Source organism: Mesorhizobium sp. M0701, from assembly GCF_040320365.1.
Classification (GTDB): Bacteria; Pseudomonadota; Alphaproteobacteria; order Rhizobiales; family Rhizobiaceae; genus Mesorhizobium.
This window is the reverse complement of sequence record NZ_JAMYPO010000001.1, coordinates 209,748-231,573: the sequence shown is the minus strand read 5'-3', so window position 1 is coordinate 231,573 and position 21,826 is coordinate 209,748. Positions and strand designations below refer to the sequence as shown.

Below are 21,826 nucleotides of genomic sequence, written 5' to 3'. Positions count from 1 at the left end.
TCACCTGTTCATAGCCTCGGCACCGACAGCGCGCCGTCGACATTGATGACCGAGCCGGTCGAAAAGCCGAACTTGCCACCGGCGAGTGCTGCCACGGCGGCACCGATATCTTCGCTCTCGCCCCAGCGCATCGCCGGCACCAGCCCGCCGTCGATCAGCCCGTCATATTTGGCGGTCACACCCGCGGTCATGTCGGTGCGGATGATGCCCGGGCGCACCTCGAACACGGCGATGTTTTCGGTGGCAAGTCGCAGCGCCAGGTTCTTCACCCACATCGAAAGCCCAGCCTTGGAGATGCAGTAATCGGAACGTTCCGGCGAGGCCATGGCGGCGCTGACCGAGGTGATGGTGATGATCGATCTCGCACCATCGCTTGGCAGGCCGAGCATCGCTTTGGCGACGGCCTGGCTGAGGAATACGGTGCCGCGCAGATTGATGCCGAGCACCCGGTCGAAATTTTCGGGCTTGAGCTCGAGCAGATCGCCGCGCAGGACGGCGCCGATGCCGGCATTGTTGACCAGGCAGTCGATGCGGCCGAAGGCGCTTGTGGCGGCATCAATCAGCGCTGCGTGGCCGTCGAGGTCGGCGATGTCGCAACTGACATAGGCGAATTTCGCGCCGCGCCCGGTGATGTCGGCGGCGAGCCCGTCGGCGGCTTCGTCGGCAAGGTCTGAGAGGAGGATGTCGAAGCCTGCGTCGGCCAGCGCCTCGGCGCAGGCAAGGCCGATGCCGCGCGCGCCGCCGGTGACGATCGCTGCCGGGCGGGTCATGTTGCAAGCTCCGTCTTGCGGATATGATCGGCGACGCGCAGCGCCTGTGCGGCGATCGACAGCGCCGGATTGACGGCGGCCGAATTCGGCAGGAAGCCGGCATCGACGACGAACAAATTGCTGTGGTCGAAGGAGCGGCAGAACGGATCCAGCGGCGAGGTCGCTGGATCGTTGCCGATCTTCACCGTGCCGCACTGATGTGAGGGCGTGCGCTTGTCAAACGGACGCGACAGGACGATCGGATAGCCGCAGGCGCGGAAATTCTCGCGCATCACCTTGGTCAGTCCGTCGAGCGACTGCATGTTGGAGCGCCGCCACTGCATGACGATGTCCTTGCCGTCGACCATGATGCGGCTCTCGGGATCGGGCAGGTCCTCGCACATCAGATACCAGTCGACGGCGTGGCCGGCCATGAAATCGAGCGCGAATTTGGGCGCGCGCCTGACATTGGCCTTGAGGATGTTGCCGTCGATCTTGCCGAGGAGCTGGACATTGCCGAGCGGCTTGCCGCCCTTGCCGTCGGACAGATAATAATCGTTCAGCATCAGCGTCTTCTGGTAGACGGATTGGTTCCGGCGGCGTGGATCGATCGCCAGCATGGCGCTTGAATTGTGGTTCATGAAGTTGCGGCCGACCTGGTCGGAGCGGTTGGCCAGGCCTTTGCCACCGCCTCTGCCCTGAGGGGTGGGCGAGCGCAGCAGGATGGCGGCGGAATTGACTGCGCCGGCCGATAGGATGACCAGCTTCGGCGCGACTTTCTTCAGCGTACCGTTCTGTCGATAATGGACGGCGATGATCGTCCTCGCATCCGGCGATGCCTCGAGATATTCGACATGGGCGCCGGTCTCGAGCTTGATGTTCTGGTCGGCAAGGGCGGCGGTCAGCGGCCCCGTTTGGGCGTCGACCTTGCCGACGCCGGTGTTGGGAAAAGCGTCCCACGGCGTGCTGCCGTCTTTCAGCCAGGCTTCGATGTCGACGCCGAGCGGCAGCGATGCCGGGTGCAGGCCGAGGCTCTTCAACTCGGCGCGGGCACGCGCGATTGGCGGCTCGTCGGGCACCGGCCCGAAAGGGTAGGGCATCGAGTGGAACGGCTCGGTCGGGTCTTCGCCGAGTGCACCGCGCACGCGGAACAGCTGCTCGGCCCTGGAATACCAGGGTTCGAATTCCTCATAGGAAAACGGCCAGGCCGGCGAGACGCCGCCATAGTGCTCCATCTCCGAAAAGTCTTGCCTGCGGTATCGGATCAGCACCGCGCCGTAGAATTTCGAATTGCCGCCGACAAAGTAGTAATTGCCCGGGTTGAACGGCGCTCCGCCGGCCTCAAGCCACATCTCCTTCGGCCGATAATGGCCGTCGACGAAGATCGCGCGGGTGTCGCGTGTGTGCGGTGTTGCTGGCAGTGGTTCGCCGCGCTCCAGCATCAGGATCGAGGCGCCACCGCCGGCAAGGCCGGAGGCGATCGTGGCGCCGCCTATGCCGGAGCCGATGATGACGATGTCGGGATTTGTCATGGCCGTTAGACGATGCGTTTCTCGGTCGCCGGATCGAAGAACACCGCCTTGGTCAGGTTGAAGGCGAGCGGCGTGACCGTGCCGGGCTGGATTTTGGCATCGGCGCGCAGCCGCGCCACCACCGCCTTGCCGCCGAGATTGGTGACCGCGAACGTATCCGAGCCGGCCGGCTCGATGACCTCGATGTGACAGTCGGCGCGGGCGATGTTCGAGGCGTTGCGTTCGGCACCCTCGGGATCGGTCAGTGCTTCCGGGCGGACGCCGAAGATGATCGGTTTTCCCTGGAATGCCGACAGGCCGGCCGGCGCATTGCCCAGCGGCAGCGAGATCGGCTGGCGCGCCTCGCGCTCCATGACGACGGAGAAGCCGCTGCCGTTGCTGCCGATCGTCGCCGGGATCAGGTTCATCGCCGGCGAGCCCATGAAGTCGGCAACAAACAGGTTGACCGGATTGTTATAGATTTCGGCTGGCGTGCCGAACTGCTGCACCTCGCCGTCGCGCATCACCGCGATCTTGGTGGCCAGCGTCATCGCCTCGATCTGGTCGTGGGTGACGTAGACGATGGTAGTGCCGGTGGTGGCGTGCAGGCGCTTGATCTCGATGCGCATGTCGACACGCAGCTTGGCATCGAGATTGGACAAAGGCTCGTCGAACAGGAACAGCTTTGGATCGCGCACCAGCGCCCGGCCCATGGCGACGCGCTGGCGCTGGCCGCCGGAGAGCTGGCTTGGCTTGCGCTTCAGCAAATGGCCGATCTGCAGGACCTTCGCCACCTTGTCGATCGCCTTCTGGCGCTCGCCGGCCGGCACGCCGCGCATCTCCATGCCGAAGGCGATATTGCCGGCAACCGTCATGTTCGGATAGAGCGCGTAGCTCTGGAAGACCATGGCGATGTCGCGCTTGGAGGGGTGGAGATCGTTGATCGTGCGTCCGTCGACGCGGATTTCCCCTTCGGTGATGGTTTCCAGGCCGGCAATAGTGTTGAGCAGCGTGGACTTGCCGCAACCGGAAGGCCCGACCAGCACGAGGAAGCCGCCCTTTTCCAGGTCGAGGTCGATGCCTTTCAGGATCTCGACCGCTCCGAAACGCTTCTTCAGCCCGTCAATTTCCAGAAAAGCCATGCGATTATCCTTTGACGGCGCCGGCCATCAGGCCGCGCACGAAATAGCGGCCGGCGAGCACGTAGACGAGGAGCGTCGGCAGCGCGGCGATCATCGCCGCCGCCATGTTGACGTTGTATTCGACGACGCCGGTCGAGGTGTTGACGACATTGTTCAGCGCCACCGTCATCGGCATCACGTCGCCTGAGCCGGCATAGGCGGAAGCGAAGAGGAAGTCGTTCCAGATGTTGGTGAACTGGTAGATCACCGTCACCACGATGATCGGCAGCGAGTTGGGCAGCATGATGCGCCGGAAGATCTGGAAGAAGCCGGCGCCGTCGATCTGCGCCGCCTTCACCAGCTCGTTCGGAAACGCTTCGTAATAATTGCGGAAGAACAGGGTGGTGAAGCCGATGCCGTAGACGACGTGAACGAACACCAGGTTCACGGTCGCATTGCCGAAGCCGAAGGTGAGGCCGGTCGCGTTCTGCAGCTTGACGCCGAACCGGCCGAGGCTGCCGAGGATCGTTGCCATCGGCAAGAGGACGGACTGGAACGGAATGAAGCAGGCAAACAGCATCAGCCCGAACACCAGCGTCGCCCCGCGAAAGCGCCACTTCGTCAGCACATAGCCGTTGAGCGCGCCGAGCAGGGTCGAGATGATGACGGCCGGAACCACCATCTTGATCGAGTTCCAGAAATAACCCTTCATGCCGACGCAGGTGAGACCCGAGCAAACCTCGCTCCACGCCCTTATCCAAGGTGCGAAGGTCGGCTCCTGCGGCAGCGCCAGCATGTTGCCGTTCTGGATTTCGTCCATGGTCTTGAACGAGGTCACCAGCATGACGAACAGCGGCATCAGATAGAACAGCGCGAACAGCGCCAGCAGCCCGTAGATGACAATACGGTTGACCGTCCTGGCGCTGATATCGCCAGTGCTCTGGCGAGCAGGAGTGGCCACGGCGCTCATCGCGGCTTCTCCCGAAGCTCGGAATAGAGATAGGGAACGATGATCGCGGTGATGGTCATCAGCATGATCACGGCGCTGGCCGAGCCGACGGCCATCTCGTTGCGCTTGAAGGTGTACTCATACATGAAGTTGGACGGCAGCCAGGCCGAACCGCCCGGCCCGCCGCTGGTCAGCGCGACCACCAGATCGTAGGATTTGATGGCGAGATGCGCGAGGACGATCAAGGCGGACAGGAAGATCGGCCGCAGCAGCGGGATGACGATGCGACGGTAGAGCTGGAAGGTGGTGGCGCCGTCGATCTGCGCCGCCTTCAGGATCTCGCCGTCGATGCCGCGCAGGCCGGCCAGGAACATCGCCATGATGAAGCCCGACGCCTGCCAGACACCGGCGATGACCACCGTGTAGATGACGAAATCCTTGTTCTTGATCCAGTCGAAATGGAAGCTCGTCCAGCCCCATTGGTGCAGCGTCTGCTCGAGGCCGAGGCCGGGGTCCAGAAACCATTTCCAGGCAACGCCGGTGACAATGAACGACAGTGCCATCGGGTAGAGGTAGATCGGCCGCAGCACACCTTCGCCGCGGATCTTCTGGTCGAGCAGGATCGCCAGGAACAGGCCGAGCGCCAGGCAGATGGAAATATAGAGGAAGCCGAAAATCCCCATATTGGTGATCGACGTGTACCAGGAGGACGGCGGATCGCTTTCGAAAGTCCAGCGCCATAGCCGCTGATAGGCGCGTGGCCCGGTGATCGCATAGGAGGGAAAGGTCTTGGAATTGGTGAAGGACAGATAGATCGTCCACAGGATGAAGCCGTAGACGAAGACGATAGTGGCGGCGAAGCTCGGCGCCAGCACGAGCTTCGGCAGCGCGTCCTGAAGGCGCGAGCGCACCGTGGCGCCCGGACGGGCATCGTGCTCCGGCGTCAGCGTGATACTGGTTTCAGCAACTGTGCTCATCTGTCCATTCCGTATGGCGGGTCCGGAATTCTGCTGTCTCGGGCTCTGCGGCACGAAAGCGTGCCGGTCGGCGCAACCGCAAAACCTCGCCAGGGGATCTCCCCGGCTTGCGCCGGGGAGATCATTCACATGGGCGGGTGCCTTACTTGGCGTCTTCGATCGCGCTGACCAGTTGGGTCACGGCCTCGTCCGAGGTCTTGATCTGGCCGTGCACGAATTTCGAGACGACATCCTTGTAGGCGTTGGCAACCGCGGGAGGCGCGCCATAGCCCTGCGCCAGCGAACCGAACAGCGTGCCGCCTTCATTGGCCGCCTTCAGGTCGGCCATGCCCTTCTTGCCGCAAGCGTCGAAATCGGTGTCCGGCACGTCGGTGCGGGCCGGAACAGAGCCCTTGACGACGTTGAAGGCCGACTGGAAGCTCTTCGACAGCGTGGCGGTGGCCAGGGCGATCTGGGCGGCCTTGCGGTCCTCCGGAACGTTGAACATGCCGAACATGTCGGAGTTGTAGACGACGCTGCCGTCGGTGCCCGGGAAGCGGTAGCACAGGAAGTCGGTGCCCGGGACCTTCTTGGCGGCGTTGAATTCGCCCTTGGCCCAGTCACCCATCACCTGCACCAGCGCATCGCCCTTGATGACCATGGCGGTGGCGAGGTTCCAGTCCCGGCCCGAGAAGTTCGGGTCGACATAGGTGACGAGCTTGGCGAGATTGTCGAACGACTTCTTCATCGTGTCGGACTTCAGCGACTCCTCGTCGAGGTCGTTGAAGGCCTTCTTGTAGAACTCAGGCCCGCCGGTCGACAGCACGACTGAGTCGAACATTGTCGCTTCCTGCCAGTTCTGGCCGCCCAGCGCGAGCGGGATGACGCCCGCCGCCTTGGCTTTGTCCAGCAACGCAATGAAGTCGTCGAAGGTCTTGGGCTCGGTGCCGCCGATCTTGTCCATCACCGCCTTGTTGATCCATAGCCAGTTGACCGAGTGGACGTTGACCGGAGCCGCGACCCACTTGCCGTCATAGACGGAGAATTTCTGCAGGGCCGCGGGAACGGACTTGTCCCAGCCTTCCTTTATCGCCGTCTCGGTCAGGTCGCCCATAACGCCGGCTGCGGCGTAATCGAGCACCGTATAGCCAAGCATCTGCGAGGCGGTCGGGTAGTTGCCCGCTGCCACCATCGCCTTCAGCGCGGTCATGGCGGCGTCGCCGCCGCCGCCGGCCACCGGCACGTCCTTCCAGGCAAAGCCTTCCTTGGCCAGATCCTGCTTGAGCACGTTCAGAGCGGCAGCTTCGCCGCCCGACGTCCACCAATGCAGCATCTGGACTTCCTTGACGTCCTCGGCATGGGCCCCGAACGCAACGCCCGATGCGAGAGCCGTCCCGATAAGCAGTTTGCGCAACATGTACTTCCTCCCTTGTTTAACTTGCACGACCGGCGGATGCCCACCGGGTTCTTCCCAACTCAGCCGACCCACCATCCGGTGCGCTGGCCGCGATGAAACTGGATTGTCTTTTCCTCGGTATAATCCTCGACGGCGCGCTTGCCGAGTTCGCGTCCGAGACCGGACTGCTTGTAGCCGCCGAAAGGCAGCTCGGGGTAACCCTCCATGAACGTGTTCACCCAAACGGTTCCCGAACGCACATTCCGCGCCACCGACATGCAGGTATCGATGCTGGCGCTCCACACGCCCGCCGACAGACCATAGGGCGTGTTGTTGGCGATGTGCAACGCCCTTTCAATCGATTCAAAAGTCAGCACCGAGAGCACCGGACCGAACACTTCCTCGCGTGCAATGGCCATGTCTTCGGTGACGTCGCGAACGATGGTCGGATCAAGATACTGGCCGGCGCTCGAAGCAAGCTGATTGCCGCCGCTACAGATCCGGCCGCCGCCGTTTTCCGCTGCCGTCACGTAGCCGGTGACCTTGGCCATATGGTCGGCGGAGATCATCGCGCCGACCTTGGTGCGGTCGTCGAGCGGGTCGCCGACAACCACCTTGGCGGTGAGGGCTTTGACGGCGCCGAGGAACTCGTCGGCGATCGCCTCATGGACGATCAGCCGGCTGCCGGCATTGCAGCATTCGCCGGCATTGAAGAAGCCGCCGAACACTGCCGCGTCGGCGGCGGCCTCGAGGTCGGCATCGGGAAAGACGATCTGGCCGTTCTTGCCGCCGAGCTCCATCGCGATTTTCTTCAGTGAGTTGGCGGCAGACGCCATGGTCACCTTGCCGACGCGGGTAGAGCCGGTGAACGACACCATCTCGACCAGCGGATGGCTGACCATCGGTGCGCCGACATCGGCGCCCAACCCGGCAAGGATGTTGACGACGCCGTCCGGCAAGCCGGCCTGCATCAGGATCTCGCCGAGCACAAAGGTCGAGGCCGAGGTCATCTCGCTCGGCTTGACCACCGCCGTGCAGCCGGCGGCGAGCGCGAAGGGTAGTTTCTGGCTGACGATAAGGAACGGGAAATTCCACGGCGTGATGATGGAGATGACGCCGATCGGTTCGCGCAGCACGACGCCGAGCATGGCGTCGCCGAGATTGGCGTAGCTTTCGCCGTGAAGGGTCCGCGCAAGTGCCGCGGCATAGCGCCAGATGTCGACGGCGCCGCCGATCTCGCCGCGCGCTTGCGCAATCGGCTTGCCGGATTCCAGCGCGTCGAGCCGTGCAATCTCGTCCAGCCGCGCCTCGATCAGGTCAGCAGCCTTGAGCAGGATCGCGGCGCGTTCGGCGGCCTTCATGCGCGGCCACGGGCCGGTCTCGAAGGCCTTGTGCGCGGCCTGTACCGCCGTCTCGACGTCCGCCGCGCCGGCTTGCGCATAGCGCGAGACGGTGAAGCCGTGGCCGGGGCTGCTGCGCTCCAGCGTGCGGCCGTCCTGGGCGTCGACGAACCTGCCGCCGATCAGCAGCCGGTAGCTTTGCGGCGCAGCGGCTGCCTCGGCGGGCATGGCGATGTTGAGAGGTGCGTTCATGTGAGTTTCAGGTTCCTAAGATCTTGAGAAGGCCGGCTTCTGCTTGGCCTTGAAAGCCTCGACGCCGGCCCTGAGATCGTTTGTCTGCGCGATGAAGCTGCTGGCCAGCGCTTCGGTCGCGGCAGCACTCTCCTCGCTTTCCGCAATGGCAATCATCAGCTTGGCGGCCTCGGTTGCCAGTGGCCCGCGCTCGGCGATCTTGCCGGCCCAGGCCTTGGCTTCGGCGAACGCCTTGCCGGTCTCGACCACCCGGTCGACAATCCCCAGAGCAAGAGCCTCGGTCGCCAGAAACACCTCGCCGCCGAGCGCCATCCGCCGCACTGCCTGCGCGCCGAAGCGGCGCACGGCGCGCTGTGTGCCGGACCAGCCGGGAACGACGCCGATCGAGGTTTCGGGGAACCCCAACTTCACCTGCGTTTCCGCCACGCGAAAGTCGCAAGCCGCCGCCAGTTCCAGCCCGCCGCCCAGCGCATGGCCGGCAAGAACGGCGATCGTGGGCTGCCGCAGCCGCGCCAGCCGGTCGAAGACGCGGTGGCCGTAGCGCACCCATTGCACCTGGAAATCGGCAGCGCTCATTTCTGCCCAAGCCTCGACGTCGCCGCCGGCGCAAAAGCCCTTGCCTTCGCCGCAGACCAGCACGACGCGGACGCCGGTTGCTGTCTCGGCCTCGTCGAGTGCCGCTTCCAGCGCCCGCAGCATCGGAATATCGAGCGCGTTGAATTTCTCCGGCCGGCGCAGCGTGACAATGCCGATGGCGCCGTCGGTTTCAAAGGTTACCAGACGCTCAGCCATGTGCGCCTCCAAGCGACGCGCCGCCATTGAGCGATAGGCCGATCGGCCGGTCCCGGTAGAGCGCATCCGGCGTCACTTTCAGGTCGTTGGCGACGGCGAGCGGGATCTCGGCCTGCGCCAGCACATCGCGCTCGAGGTCGATGCCCGGCGCCAACTCGGTCACCATCAGCCCCGCAGGCGTCAGCTTCATCACGCAGCGCTCGGTGACATAGGTGATGTCTTGTCCCTGCGCGACGGCACGCTTGCCCGAGAAGGAGATATGCTCGACCTCGTCGACGACTTTCTTGACCTTGCCCTCCTGGTCGATGCGGATGCCGCCACCGGCAAGCGACAGCTTGGCGCCGGCGTTGAAGAAACCGGAAAAGACGATCTTCTTCGCCCGCGCGGTGATGTCGACGAAGCCGCCGGCGCCGGCGGTGACATGCGGCCGCGCCGAAAGCTTCGAGACATTGACAGAGCCGTGCCGGTCGATCTGCAGGAAGGACAGCAGCGAGGCGTCGAAGCCGCCGGCCTGGAAATAGATGAACTGGTGCGGCGAGGGCATGAAGGCGTCGGCATTCGACGAGCAGCCGAACTTGAAGTCGAGCAGCGGCACGCCGCCGACCGCGCCCTGTTCGATGACCCAGGTGACCTTGCCGTGCTGGCCTTCCTCGAGCAGAATGCGCGGCACATTGGCCGAGATGCCGAAGCCGATATTGACCGCCATGCCGTCGGCAAGCTCCATGGCGACGCGGCGCGCAATGACCTTCTGGACGTTCATCTCGGCGTTGCGAAAGCTCGACAGCGGCCGGAAGATCTCGCCGGAGATGGCCGGATCGTAAGGCGTCAGCGTCGTCTGCAACTGGTCGGGCGCCACCACGATATGGTCGACCAGCACGCCGGGCACGCGCACATCGTGCGGCTTCAGCGTGCCGTTCTCGACGACGCGCTTGACCTGCGCGATGACGATGCCGCCATTGTTGCGGGCGGCCAGCGCCTGTTCGAGGCCGCCGAGATAGGCACCCTCATGCTCATAGGTAAGGTTGCCGCGCTCGTCCGCCGTGGTGGCGCGGATGATCGCGACCTGCGGTACGATCGAGCGGAAATAGAGCCATTCCTCGCCGTCGAACTGCTGCACCGAAACGATCGGCTCGCTGGCGGCAGCATTCATGGCGCAACCCTGATGGCGCGGGTCGGCAAAGGTATCGAGCCCGACCTTGGTCAGCACGCCGGGGCGCTTGGCCGCGGCTTCGCGGTGCATGTCGAACAGAATGCCGGACGGCACGTTGTAGGCGGCGACCGTATTGTCGCCGATCATCTTCCAGATCTGCGGCGGTTCCGACGATGACGGCCCGGACGGATAGGAGCCGCACAAAGTGCGCTTCAACAGGCCGGGCTTGGCTAGATGGTCGATGCCCTTGATGCCGTACATGTCACCGGCGGCGATCGGGTGCAGCGTCGTGATGTCCCTGGGATGGCCTTCGGCGTCGAAGCGCTCGCCGATCGCGGCAAGCACCGCATCCGGGCAGCCGAGGCCGCTCGACGACGACACGGAAACGACCATGCCATCCCTGATCAGGCCGGCAGCCTCAGCAGCTGAAACGAGCTTGCTCACGCGGCGCTCCCGAGCTTCGGGTCGATGGCAACGGCGTTTCCGGACCTGGCCGATTGCAATGCCGCTTCGGCTGATGTCAGCGACCAGACGCCGTCCTCGCCGGTGGCGGACGGCTGGCCCTCGCCGCGGATCGCCGCGTGGAATTCGCGCAGCGAACGGGCATAGAGGTCTTCGCGGTCGAAGCTCAATTCCTCCTCACCCTGTGCCGTGCGAAGCAACACAGAGCCGAGCGGCTTCTGCGTCATCACGTCCTTGGCGATCAGCGAGCCTTCGCTGCCATGCACCTCGAAGCCGCTGCCGGCGAATTTGGTGGTAAAGCCCTCGTGCGACTGGGCGATGACGCCCGATGCGAAGCGCCAGAGGCACATGGCGCCGTCTTCCAGCCCGCCGGCGGCCATGCCGGCCGATTGTGTGAACGCCGAGATCTCGACCGGATCGTCGCCGAGCACGAAGCGCAGCGTGTCGGCATCGTGGACGGTGATGTCGAGCACCACGCCGCCGCCGGCGTCCGGCCTGGTGATGCGCCAGCCCTGCAGGTGTTCCGGCAGATAGACAGAGTGGAAGACGCGCGCGGCGATCGGCCTGCCGATGCGGCCGCCAGCGATCGCTTCGCGCATCGCCCGATGCGAGCCGGCATTGCGCAGATGGTGATTGGTGCCGAGCACAACGCCGGCGGCCCTGGCCGCCGCGACCATCTTGCGCGCGTCGGCGCTGGTCAGCGCCAGCGGCTTTTCGCACAGCACATGCTTTCCCGCCTCGATGGCGGCGAGTGCCTGTTCGAGATGCAATTCGTTAGTGGTCGAGATGTAGACGGCGTCGATATCGGATTTGAGCAGGGCGTCGAGCGTCGAGACCGCCGCCGGAATGCGGTTTTCACCGGCGTAATTGGCGGCGCGCTCCGGGCTGGAGCTCATCACCGCGGCGATCTCGCCGTCCTTCTGCGCGCGGATGGCGCCGATCATGAACTGTCTTGCGATCGTGCTGGCGCCGATCAATCCCCATCGGACGGTCATGCCGCGTCTCCCATTCCTGCACGCCGAGTTCCATTGCGATCGGGGCCGCAGCTTTCCCGGACCACGAGGTTGACGGCGCCGATATGATCCTCGGCGCGCGTGGTGCGCGACTGGATCATCTTCAGCACGACATGGGCGGCGCGCTCGCCGAGGCCGGCGGTGTTCACCGCGACGCTGGTCAGCGCCGGCATATAGTGCTCGGCCTCGGCGACGTCGTCGAAGCCGACGACGGCAAAGTCCGCGCCGGGTTCCAGGCCGCGCTTGCGCAGCGCCAGCAAGACGCCGAAGGCGACCGCATCGTTGAAGCAAAGGGCCGCGGTCGGCGGCGCGGCCATGGCAAGTGCGGTTTCCAGGCAGGCAATACCGCCCTTGCGGCTGGTTTCGCCCTCGAAGACCAGCCTGTCGGCCGGATCGATGCCGAGCGCTTCACAGGCCTCGCGAAAGCCGCCCAGGCGCTCGTGATAGACGACAAGGTCGGACGAGCCGCCGAAGAAGGCCAGCCGGCGGTGGCCCTTGCCGATCAGATGGGCGGTGGCGAGATAGGCGCCGCGATGATTGTCGGGCGTGATCACCGGGATACGGCTTTCGGGAAGCCGGCGCATGACGAAGACGACCGGAACGCCTGCGGTCTCAAGGCGACGGAACGCACCAGGCGTGGTGCCGCGCGCCGGCGACACGACGAGCCCGGCGACACCCTGCTCCATCAACGATTTCAGAACCTCTTCCTGGCGCACCGGGTTTTCAGCCGTATTGGCGATGAAAGGCACGACTCCGGCCGACTGGAAGACGCGCTCCATGCCGACCGCGAGCTCGGCGAAAAACGGATTGGTGAGATCGTTGATGACCATGCCGATGACGTTGGAATGGGCCTTGCGCAGATTGGCGGCGCCGCGGTTGTAGACATAGCCGACGTCCTCGATCGCCTTGCGCACCTTGAGCGCGGTTTCGGGCCGGATCAGCCCGCTGCCTTGCAGCACCAGCGATACCGTCGATTTGGACACGCCCGCCTCACGGGCGATGTCGAGTATCGTTGCCTTGGCCCGGCTGGCCATCCAGATCTGTCCTCCCGGTGGTTTCTTGTGCGATTTTATTGGAACGATCTAATCCCTGCGGCGCATTTGAGTCAATCGCGTTTTTGCGAAGCCGGGAAAAATGCGGCTCGGTGGCGCAATTCTCCGGCAAGCAGGGCTTTCGGCTGCTGCGATGCAGCAATTTTCGCTGCACGAGGCAGGAGTCAAAATATCTTGATTTGTTGGAACGTTCCATTTAATAGGCGTTGGCAAGGGAGAGAGCCATGGACATCACCTTGCCCGGGGAAGGCGCCGGCCGTGTCCGCTACCGGCTTGTCGGCCAGCCGGTGCAGCCTGTGGCCGGCGCTCGCTTCTCGCGTATCGCCTACGCCGCCGCCCATGTCGTTGCCGATCCCCTCGCCATGACCGATCCGTGGTCGAGGCCCGCGGTCGACTGGGACAAGACGATGGCGTTTCGCCATCACCTCTGGGGGCTTGGCTTCCGTGTCGCCGAAGCGATGGACACCTCTCAGCGCGGCATGGGTTTCGACTGGGCGAATGCCAAGGAATTGATCCGCCGCTCGATCGCCGAGGCGCGCAGCGTCGAAGGCGCCGATCTTGCGTCGGGCGCCGGCACCGACCATCTGGCGCCGGGGGGCGCCAGCAGGCTAGACGATGTCATCGCGGCCTATGAAGAACAGCTCGGCTTCATCGAAGGGCTTGGCGGCAAGGCGATCATGATGGCCAGCCGGGCGCTGGCGGCGGTCGCCAAAGGCCCCGACGACTATATCGGCGTCTACGACCGCATCCTGTCCCAGGCCTCCGGCAAGGTCATCCTGCACTGGCTGGGCGACATGTTCGACCCGGCGCTGAAAGGCTACTGGGGCAGCAGCGACTTCGAAACTGCGCTGGAGACGGTGGTCGCGATCATCGAACGCCATGCCGGCAAGGTCGAAGGCATAAAGATATCGCTGCTCGATGTCGGCAAGGAGATTGCGCTCAGGGACCGGCTGCCTGAGGGCGTGCTGATGTTCACCGGCGACGATTTCAATTACCCCGAGCTGATCGCCGGCGACGGCGACAGACATTCGCACGCGCTGCTCGGCATTTTCGATGCGATCGCGCCGGTCGCCAATGCAGCGCTGGCAAAGCTGGCCGACGGCGACCGCGCCGGCTATGACGCGCTGATGGCGCCGACAGTGCCGCTGTCGCGCAAAATCTTCGAGGTGCCGACCGAATATTACAAGGCCGGCATCGTCTTCATGGCATGGCTGAACGGCCACCAGGAGCATTTTTCGATGATCGGCGGCATGCAATCGGCGCGCGGCATCCGTCACTATTCCGATGTCTTTCGCCTTGCCGACCAGGCAGGGTTGCTGGCCGACCCCGAGCTTGCCATTGCCAGAATGACAAGCCTCTGCGCGGTAGCGGGCGTCTGATCGCGAGCGCTACAGCGTCCGATCCAAAGGTTGCTTCGGGTGGCTTTGCGATTTGCCTTGTCTGGGCAAATCTGTATGCGGTATGCGTCCGGCAACAGAGAAGCCGATCCGGCGCTCCGCCGGCCAACTGGCATGGCTGCCGTTCTGCATTGGGGTAAGCTGATGACCTTCGACCTTCAGGGCAAGCGCGTTTTCGTGGCCGGACATCGCGGCATGGTCGGCTCGGCCATCTTGCGCAGATTGGCCGACGAGGATTGCGAGGTTATGACCGCCTCGCGCGCCGAGCTCGATCTTCTCGACCAGGCCGGCGTGCGGCGCTGGATGGCCGACCGCAAGCCGGATGCAGTGGTGATGGCGGCGGCCAAGGTCGGCGGTATCCTGGCCAACAACAGGCTTCCCGTCGATTTCCTGCAGGACAATCTCGTCATGCAGAACAATGTCATCGACAGCGCCTTCCGCAACGAGGTGCAGAAGCTGCTGTTTCTCGGCTCATCCTGCATCTATCCCAAATTCGCGGCGCAGCCGATCTCCGAGGACGCCTTGCTGACCGGGCCGCTCGAACCCACCAACGAATGGTATGCGATCGCCAAGATCGCCGGGCTGAAACTGTGCCAGGCCTATCGGCGCCAGTACGGCGTCGACTACATCTCGGCGATGCCGACCAATCTCTACGGTCCGGGCGACAATTTCGACCTCAATTCCAGCCATGTCGTGCCCGCTCTGATGCGCAAGGCGCACGAGGCCAGGCGCGCCGGCCGCAAGAGCCTGGAGGTGTGGGGATCAGGCACGCCGATGCGCGAATTCCTGCATGTCGACGACGCCGCCGACGCGCTGGTCTGGTTGCTGAAGAATTATTCGGGCGACAGCCACATCAATGTCGGCTCGGGAGAAGACATCACCATTGCCGATCTTGCCCGCACCATCGTGTCGGTCGCCGGCGCCGATGCTGCGATAACGTTCGATGCGACGAAGCCGGACGGCACGCCGCGCAAGCTGATGGACGTGTCGCGTCTGTTCGCCACCGGCTGGCGCCCGCGCTACTCGCTGCGCAGCGGATTGGAACAGACCTATGCCTGGTTTCTGGAGCACGTCGAGACCGGCGATCTGCGCCTCGGTGCGGCCTGAGGCCGGTATAGGCCGGGAACGTCAGTCGACGAAAAATACCGACGGCCAATTGAGGGATTGTCTGGATGGTGGGCGTGACAGGGATTGAACCTGTGACCCCTGCAATGTCAATGCAGTGCTCTCCCGCTGAGCTACACGCCCATCCGAAGCCGCGCATACACCATTTTTGGTTCGGCACGTCAATAGCGGGAAAAGCGAAAGAATGGCTGGCTTGCCGGGTCGGTCAAGACGCGACAAAAAACGCGTCAGGCGGCCTGCAGCATCTTTTCGACTTCGTTGACGAGGTCGCGCAGGTGGAACGGCTTCGATAGCACCTTGGCGTCTTTCGGCGCCTTGGAATCAGGGTTCAGCGCGACGGCGGCGAAGCCGGTGATGAACATCACCTTGAGGTCGGGATCGATCTCCGTGGCGCGACGGGCGAGCTCGATGCCATCCATCTCGGGCATGACGATGTCGGTCAAAAGTAGCGAAAAAGGTTCCTCGCGCAGCCGCTCATAGGCACTGGCGCCATTGTCGAAATCGCTGACCTGATAACCGGCGCGCTCCAGCGCCTTGACGAGGAACCGGCGCATGTCGTCATCGTCTTCCGCCAGCAGAATGCGTGCCATCTTGTCCCGTCCGAATCACCCAACCGACAATGCCGTGCGGCAAGCCCGTTAACCATGCTGTATATGAGGAGGTGACGGTAAACATCAAGTGAACGTTGGCCGCACAATCCTGATTTGGCTGGCGCTTCGGCGGCTGGACATGCGGGCGGCGAGGTGGCACTTTCCTATCATGATGCATTGGTATTCCCGGGTTCGTTCAAATTGAAAACGGCAGCCGAGGATTTTTCGGTCGTTCCTCCCTTCGAAATCCGATCGGGCGCCGAACAGCGCGTTCCCTTCCTCTTCAACTCGCCGCATAGCGGCCGCTACTATCCGGAGCGGTTCATGGCGATGGCCAAGCTGGACCGCAACGCCATCCGCCGCTCAGAGGACTGCTATGTCGAGGAATTGTTCGGCGGCGCCGTCGCGCTCGGTGCGCCGATGCTGGCGGCAAACTTCCCGCGCGCCTATCTCGACGTCAACCGGGAGCCGTGGGAACTCGACCCGCGCATGTTCGCCGAACCGGTGCCGTCATTCTGCAACATCCGCTCGGCGCGGGTGGCCGGCGGGCTCGGCACCGTGCCCAAGCTGGTCGGCGAGGGGCTCGACATCTATTCCGGCCGCTTGCCGCTGGCGGAAGCCGTGGCGCGCATCGAAGCGGTCTACAAGCCCTATCACGAGACGCTGAAACGGCTTTTGACCAGAACCCATGCGCGCTTCGGCTACGCCGTGCTGATTGACTGCCACTCGATGCCGGCAAGCATAAGGGTCGGCGACAGCGGATTGCGGCCGGACTTCATCGTCGGCGACCGCTTTGGCATTTCCGCCGCGGCGGCGTTGACCGAGACGGCGATCGGCCTGCTCACCGGCATGGGCTACAGCGTCGCCCACAACAAGCCCTACGCCGGAGGCTTCATTACCGAGCACTATGGCCGCCCCGTGCGCCATCTGCATGCGCTGCAGATCGAGGTCAATCGCGGGCTCTACATGAATGAGCGGACGTTCCAGAGATCGGCTGGTTTCGACGCACTGGCCGACGATCTGGCGCGGTTTTCGGCCGAACTGATGGCGATGCCCGATCACAATTTCATGGATCTGCCGCTGGCCGCAGAATAGCGCCTGAATCGCGGCACTCGCCGCTCATGCGGCGGCATAAAAAAAGACCGCATCGTTTGCACGACACGGTCGAAGTCTAGGGAGGAAACGCCCAAGGAGGGCATGGACAGGAACCCCTGTCCGAGAACAAACGTATTGTGCGCTGCACAAATGTCAAGGCGCGTTCCGGCTTTTTTAATTCACTGTGAAGTGGAAACTGCATTTCCACGACGGCGGCGTTGCATTCGAGCAACAGTTGGCACCGTGCGAAAGGCTCCGAACGCCTTTGTTTCGGCATAAATCCGTAGGCAAACGGGTATCTCCAAACATGCTGGAGCGGGAGAATCAGTTGGACATCAGCATCGAGTTCATGCGGCGCATTGCGCGTGCCGCCGCAGCCGAGACCTTGCCGCGCTTCCGCAACCAGGGCGCGGTCACCAACAAGGAGCGCGGCAGCTTCGACCCGGTCACCGAGGCCGACCGCGAGGCCGAGCGCGCCATCCGGGCGCTGATATCAGCGCAGTACCCCGATCACGGCATTCTCGGCGAGGAACATGGCGGCGAAAACATCTCCAGCCGGCATGTCTGGGTGATCGATCCGATCGACGGCACGCGCGCCTTCATTTCCGGCCTGCCGGTATGGGGCACGCTGGTCGGACTGACGGTCGACGGCGATGCCGTCGCCGGCATGATGTCGCAGCCCTTCACCGGCGAGCTGTTCTACGCCAATGCCTCCGGCTCGCATTATGAAGGTCCCGGTGGCCCGCGAAGACTCGCGACGCGCAAGACGACGAATCTCGCCGAGGCGACGCTGTTCACCACCACGCCGGCGCTGTTCAAGGGAGACGCGCGCCTGCGCTACGACCTGTTCGAGCAACAGGTCCAACTCGCCCGCTACGGCACCGACTGCTATGCTTTCGCCATGGTGGCGGCGGGCAGCGTCGATATCGTCGCCGATCCCGGATTGAAACCGTACGACATCGTCGCGCTGATCCCGATCATCGAGAAGGCGGGCGGCGTTGTCACCACTTTCGAAGGCGGGCCGGCGGAAGAGGGCGGCGACATTTTGGCGGCGGCGACACCGGAGCTGCACGCAGCCGCGATGGCGGCGCTGCGCGGCTGAGATTGGCCATTGCTGCCCAGGTAAGATCGTTGCCATACCTCCTGACAGGATGATGTCAGTTGGCATGCGCTATGGAACGCTGTCAGCCGGGGAGGACCATAGATGCCGACGCAGCCAGCAGCCAGCCATTCCGATGCTCCGGCGGACGGGCGGAGCGATTTCGATTTCTTTTTCGGGCGCTGGACCGTCGGCCATCGAAGATTGCAGAAGCGGCTGCAGGGCGACGGCAACTGGGATGTGTTTGGCGGCAGGTGCGAGGTGCGGCCGATCCTTGGCGGCCTCGGCAATGTCGACGACAATTGGATCGAATTGCCCGGCGGGCCCTATCGCGCCGCCACCTTGCGGACCTTCGACCCGGCGGCGAGGCAATGGTCGATCTGGTGGATCGACGGCCGCAATCCGTCGACCATCGATATACCGATGCGCGGCACTTTCGTGGCGGGTGTCGGCACGTTCCTGTGCGAAGACGTCTTCGACCGCCAGCCGATCCAGGTTTGCTTCCTGTGGTCGCGGATCACGGACAGGTCGGCACGCTGGGAGCAGGCCTTTTCGCCGGACGGCGGCAAGGCATGGGAGACCAACTGGATCATGGATTTCTCCCGCACGAGCTGAAGCCGGACAAGGTATGTGGCTCAGACGTCACCGGTTCCGGGGATGAAGGCATCGAATGCGGCGAGCAGTTGCTCGCGATAGAGATCGGCTTCTTGCAGGATCTCGTGGCGGGCGCCGTCGATCATCACTAACGAGCCGACGCGCAGACGTCTCGCATAGGCTTCGACTGCCCTGGTCGAGACGACCTGGTCGGCGCCGGCGGCGATCATCAGCAAGGGAACCTGGATCTTGGCCATGAAATCGGGGTCGCTGACGATCAAGGACGCCTCGGTGGCCGCCTTCAGCCAGCGGATCGTCGGTCCGCCGAGCGCCAGCTGCGGATAGGTTTCGTAGATCAGCGTGTTGCGCCGATAGCGCGCCGGGTCGCTGGTCAGCTTGTTCATGGCGAAGGGCACTGATTCCTTCGGTCGCGGACCCCATGCGGCATAGAGCCGGCCAAGGCCGAGAAGGCAGAACAGCGAACAGGTGCGGCGAACGGTTTTTATCGAAACCGGCAGGTCGGGCACGGTGAAGAATGGTGCGATCAGCACCATGCGGCGCACGCGGTTCGCCATTGAGGGCGCGGCGAGCAGCGCGATCACCGCGCCGGCCGAATGGGCCAGTATGTAGTAGGGTCCTCGGCAATCGGGCAGCACGATCTCCTCGAAGAACTGCTCCAGATCGCCGGTATAGTCGAAGAAGCTCTGGACGTAGCCGCGCTGTCGGTCGCCGATCATCCGGTCGGAAGCGCCCTGGCCGCGCCAGTCGAGGGTTGCCACGCCAAAACCCCGGTCGGCAAGGTTGCGAATGGTCTCGAAATACTTCTCGATGCATTCGTTGCGGCCGGTCAGGACGACCACGGTGCCCTTCATCGGACGGCTAACCGCGGCAAACAGACCATAGCGGATCTTCTTGCCGTCGCGCGTGGTGAAGAAGCCGCCGGCTGCGTTTTCCGGCAGCGGATTGCCTGGAGTCTCATGGAAAGGCGGCGTCTGGTGGAAGAGATCGGTCATACGGTGTTTGGTTTGGGATCGGTGCCGGCATGGGCGCAAGTTAGGCATAGACGCCCATGCGCCAAAAGCAAAGGAATTCGGGACGCCGGAGGTCGACCGAGGCAGCGAAGAAATAAGGCCGGAAGCAGCCTTGGGCGTACTTCCGGCCTCTGTCGACCCGGGAGGAAGGGACGTTACACCCGGTTCGGCCTCGTCGTGTCGCCTTTTCCGGCGACCTGTTCGTGATCTCGAGAACAGTTTTAGTGCCGCCTGGCTGAACGCTCGCCGAAGCCACGGTTCATCTGCCGTTCATCGGCATCGGGACGTGGGCCGGGACCGGTCGCGTTCGGACGCGGGAAAATCTTGAAATGCCGTCGCCGGCTTCCCAAATTTGTCATGCGGTCGCCAATGTCGGGGCCGCTGGCCAATCCGGAACGCCGTCACGGGTTTCGCACCGGCCATACGCAACCTTGTTGCTCAACAGGAGAACACACCATGCGTCACGTTGATTTTTCCCCGCTCTACCGTTCGACCGTCGGTTTTGACCGGCTGTTCACCATGCTCGATTCGCTTGCGCAGCCGGAAGGCCAGACGTATCCGCCTTACAACATCGAGCGCACGGGCGAGGATGCCTATCGCATCTCGATGGCTGTGGCCGGCTTCTCGGAAGATGAGATTTCGATCGAAGCTCACCGCAATGTGCTGACCGTCAAGGGTGAGCGCAAGGAGGAAGGCAATGGCGAAGGCTCCGAACTGCTCTATCGCGGTATCGCCAGTCGAGCCTTCGAGCGCCACTTCCAGCTTGCCGATCACGTCGAGGTTGTCGGCGCCGCGCTGAAGAACGGCCTGCTCTTCGTCGACCTCAAGCGCAACATCCCCGAAGAGCTGAAGCCGCGCAAGATCGCGATCACCTCGGCTCCGGCCAAGGCCAAGCAGATCGAGGCCAAGACTGCCGCCTAAGCCAGGCAGCTTAACTCCGGGACGCCAACTCCCCGGGAAGAAAGGGCGGTGCAGCAATGCGCCGCTCTTTTGCTGGTGGGCAAGGCTTGCTATCCGGCGAGCAGGTAGCCGAAACGGTCGACCTCGTCGGGCGTGGTCGCGAAGCTGGTGACAAAGCGATAGAGCGCTTCGTCTTCGCCAATGTAGCCGTCGTAGCCGAGCGGCCTGTGCCAGTCGTGGAAGGCCGCCCCTGCCGCTTGCATTCTTTCGGCCTCGGCCTTTTTCATGACTGCGAAGACCTCGTTCGCCTGCGGCAGCCAGGCCAGCCGGGCCGAAGGGGAATCTTCTATCGCCGCGGCAAGCCGTGCCGCCATCGCATTGGCGTGCCGTGCTGTGTCGAGCCATAGCCCACCCCTGAAATAAGCATCGAATTGCGCGGCGATGAAGCGCGATTTCGAGAACAGCTGGGCCGCGCGCTTGCGCAAAAAGGCCAATTCCTTGGCTCGCTCGAGGTCGAACAGCACGATCGCCTCGGCGCACCAACAGCCATTCTTGGTGCCGCCAAAGGAGAGGATGTCAACGCCATGCTTCCAGGTCATTTCGGCCGGCGTCGTTTCCAGCGCGACGAGCGCATTGGCAAAGCGGGCCCCATCCATGTGCAGCGGGAGTCCATGCTGCTTTGCGATCGCCGAAATCCTGGCGATTTCGTTCAGCGTGTAGACGGTGCCGACTTCGGTCGACTGGGTGATCGAAACGGCAACCGGCCGCCCGGAATGGACGTTTTCGGGTGCGAAATGGTCCACCGCCCGTTCCAGATGGCCGGCATCGATCCTGCCGAGTGCGCCTTCGACTGTATAAAGCCGCGAACCGCCGGTGAAATATTCCGGTGCACCGCATTCGTCCTCGATGACGTGCGATTCGCGATGGCAGAAGGAAATGCCGCCTGGCTTGTTATAGGTAGTCAGCGACAGCGAATTGGCAGCGGTGCCGGTGGCGACGAAAAACACCGCGACCTCGCATTCGAAGATTTCATTGAAGCGCTGGTAAACGGCCTTGTCGAGGGCACCGTCGCCATAGGCGGTGGAGAAGCCGTCGGCATGGGCCGACAGACCGGCAGCGATACGGGGATGGGCGCCTGCCCAATTGTCGGAAGCGAAAATCATGCGTCTGCCTATGCTGGGGAAATCGATGCGAGCTTGGCCGCTTTCGCATGCCGGCCGCAAGTGGCAGATGCCGAAAATCCGCTAAAGCC

General features: G+C 63.7%; 20 protein-coding genes and 1 tRNA gene. 6 read left to right on the top strand and 15 right to left on the bottom strand.

Going from position 1 to position 21,826, the window contains the following annotated elements; all coding sequences use genetic code 11:
- Window positions 1–8: 8 nt before the first annotated feature.
- The 11 genes from NKI24_RS01100 to NKI24_RS01050 all read right to left on the bottom strand — a co-directional run bounded on the left by NKI24_RS01100 (window position 9) and on the right by NKI24_RS01050 (window position 12,725).
- Window positions 9–770 carry a 3-ketoacyl-ACP reductase gene (locus NKI24_RS01100; protein ID WP_352702921.1) on the bottom strand — a complete coding sequence of 254 codons (762 nt, stop codon included), beginning with the start codon at window positions 768–770 and terminating at the stop codon, window positions 9–11.
- Complete coding sequence (locus NKI24_RS01095) at window positions 767–2,281, bottom strand: GMC oxidoreductase (protein ID WP_352742884.1); 1,515 nt, start codon at window positions 2,279–2,281, stop codon at window positions 767–769. Before NKI24_RS01095 ends, NKI24_RS01100 begins: the two co-directional genes overlap by 4 nt.
- A gap of 5 nt (window positions 2,282–2,286) precedes the next feature.
- Window positions 2,287–3,402, bottom strand: coding sequence for an ABC transporter ATP-binding protein (locus tag NKI24_RS01090; RefSeq protein ID WP_023675366.1), 1,116 nt, complete (start codon window positions 3,400–3,402; stop codon window positions 2,287–2,289).
- Between the two features lie 4 nt (window positions 3,403–3,406).
- On the bottom strand, window positions 3,407–4,351 hold the full coding sequence (locus NKI24_RS01085; RefSeq protein WP_352742882.1) for a carbohydrate ABC transporter permease: 945 nt from the start codon (window positions 4,349–4,351) through the stop codon (window positions 3,407–3,409).
- Window positions 4,348–5,307 carry a carbohydrate ABC transporter permease gene (locus NKI24_RS01080; RefSeq protein WP_023675368.1) on the bottom strand — a complete coding sequence of 320 codons (960 nt, stop codon included), beginning with the start codon at window positions 5,305–5,307 and terminating at the stop codon, window positions 4,348–4,350. The genes NKI24_RS01085 and NKI24_RS01080 overlap by 4 nt, the downstream gene beginning before the upstream one ends.
- Window positions 5,308–5,449: 142 nt before the next feature.
- Entirely contained in the window at window positions 5,450–6,703 is a 1,254-nt protein-coding gene (locus NKI24_RS01075; RefSeq protein ID WP_352742880.1) for an ABC transporter substrate-binding protein, read from the bottom strand.
- Window positions 6,704–6,762: 59 nt separating this feature from the next.
- Window positions 6,763–8,274 carry an aldehyde dehydrogenase family protein gene (locus NKI24_RS01070; protein ID WP_352742878.1) on the bottom strand — a complete coding sequence of 504 codons (1,512 nt, stop codon included), beginning with the start codon at window positions 8,272–8,274 and terminating at the stop codon, window positions 6,763–6,765.
- 15 nt (window positions 8,275–8,289) lie between these two features.
- A complete protein-coding gene (locus tag NKI24_RS01065) occupies window positions 8,290–9,066 on the bottom strand; it encodes an enoyl-CoA hydratase/isomerase family protein (protein ID WP_352742083.1) in 777 nt (258 codons plus the stop codon).
- A complete protein-coding gene (locus NKI24_RS01060; protein ID WP_352448240.1) occupies window positions 9,059–10,660 on the bottom strand; it encodes an acyl CoA:acetate/3-ketoacid CoA transferase in 1,602 nt (533 codons plus the stop codon). The genes NKI24_RS01065 and NKI24_RS01060 overlap by 8 nt, the downstream gene beginning before the upstream one ends.
- Complete coding sequence (locus NKI24_RS01055) at window positions 10,657–11,673, bottom strand: Gfo/Idh/MocA family protein (RefSeq protein ID WP_352448239.1); 1,017 nt, start codon at window positions 11,671–11,673, stop codon at window positions 10,657–10,659. Before NKI24_RS01055 ends, NKI24_RS01060 begins: the two co-directional genes overlap by 4 nt.
- Window positions 11,670–12,725, bottom strand: coding sequence for a LacI family DNA-binding transcriptional regulator (locus NKI24_RS01050; protein ID WP_352448238.1), 1,056 nt, complete (start codon window positions 12,723–12,725; stop codon window positions 11,670–11,672). Before NKI24_RS01050 ends, NKI24_RS01055 begins: the two co-directional genes overlap by 4 nt.
- 242 nt (window positions 12,726–12,967) lie before the next feature.
- Between NKI24_RS01050 and NKI24_RS01045 the strand changes: the two genes are divergently transcribed.
- Entirely contained in the window at window positions 12,968–14,122 is a 1,155-nt protein-coding gene (locus NKI24_RS01045) for a dihydrodipicolinate synthase family protein (protein WP_352742874.1), read from the top strand.
- 162 nt (window positions 14,123–14,284) lie between these two features.
- Window positions 14,285–15,247, top strand: a complete 963-nt coding sequence (gene fcl / locus NKI24_RS01040) for a GDP-L-fucose synthase (RefSeq protein WP_352682500.1) — start codon at window positions 14,285–14,287, stop codon at window positions 15,245–15,247.
- A gap of 66 nt (window positions 15,248–15,313) precedes the next feature.
- Here fcl and NKI24_RS01035 read toward each other — a convergent pair.
- Window positions 15,314–15,388, bottom strand: a tRNA-Val gene (locus tag NKI24_RS01035).
- Between the two features lie 104 nt (window positions 15,389–15,492).
- Window positions 15,493–15,855 (bottom strand): cell cycle two-component system response regulator CpdR, encoded by a 363-nt coding sequence (cpdR, locus tag NKI24_RS01030; protein WP_006199474.1) that lies wholly within the window; start codon window positions 15,853–15,855, stop codon window positions 15,493–15,495.
- Between the two features lie 153 nt (window positions 15,856–16,008).
- Between cpdR and NKI24_RS01025 the strand changes: the two genes are divergently transcribed.
- The 3 genes from NKI24_RS01025 to NKI24_RS01015 all read left to right on the top strand — a co-directional run bounded on the left by NKI24_RS01025 (window position 16,009) and on the right by NKI24_RS01015 (window position 18,664).
- The gene (locus tag NKI24_RS01025; protein ID WP_023675377.1) at window positions 16,009–16,950 is read left to right on the top strand and encodes an N-formylglutamate amidohydrolase; all 942 of its coding nucleotides are present in this window, start codon (window positions 16,009–16,011) and stop codon (window positions 16,948–16,950) included.
- 328 nt (window positions 16,951–17,278) lie between these two features.
- Window positions 17,279–18,052, top strand: a complete 774-nt coding sequence (hisN, locus tag NKI24_RS01020; RefSeq protein ID WP_352742872.1) for a histidinol-phosphatase — start codon at window positions 17,279–17,281, stop codon at window positions 18,050–18,052.
- A gap of 102 nt (window positions 18,053–18,154) precedes the next feature.
- Window positions 18,155–18,664: a DUF1579 domain-containing protein gene (locus tag NKI24_RS01015; RefSeq protein WP_352742870.1), complete on the top strand. Its 510-nt coding sequence runs from the start codon at window positions 18,155–18,157 to the stop codon at window positions 18,662–18,664.
- 20 nt (window positions 18,665–18,684) lie between these two features.
- On the opposite strand, the gene NKI24_RS01010 is transcribed toward NKI24_RS01015, so the two are convergent.
- A complete protein-coding gene (locus NKI24_RS01010; protein ID WP_352742868.1) occupies window positions 18,685–19,656 on the bottom strand; it encodes an alpha/beta fold hydrolase in 972 nt (323 codons plus the stop codon).
- A gap of 474 nt (window positions 19,657–20,130) precedes the next feature.
- Between NKI24_RS01010 and NKI24_RS01005 the strand changes: the two genes are divergently transcribed.
- Window positions 20,131–20,595, top strand: coding sequence for an Hsp20 family protein (locus NKI24_RS01005; RefSeq protein ID WP_352448231.1), 465 nt, complete (start codon window positions 20,131–20,133; stop codon window positions 20,593–20,595).
- Window positions 20,596–20,684: 89 nt separating this feature from the next.
- On the opposite strand, the gene NKI24_RS01000 is transcribed toward NKI24_RS01005, so the two are convergent.
- Window positions 20,685–21,737 carry a threonine aldolase family protein gene (locus tag NKI24_RS01000; RefSeq protein WP_352448230.1) on the bottom strand — a complete coding sequence of 351 codons (1,053 nt, stop codon included), beginning with the start codon at window positions 21,735–21,737 and terminating at the stop codon, window positions 20,685–20,687.
- Between the last annotated feature and the right edge of the window lie 89 nt (window positions 21,738–21,826).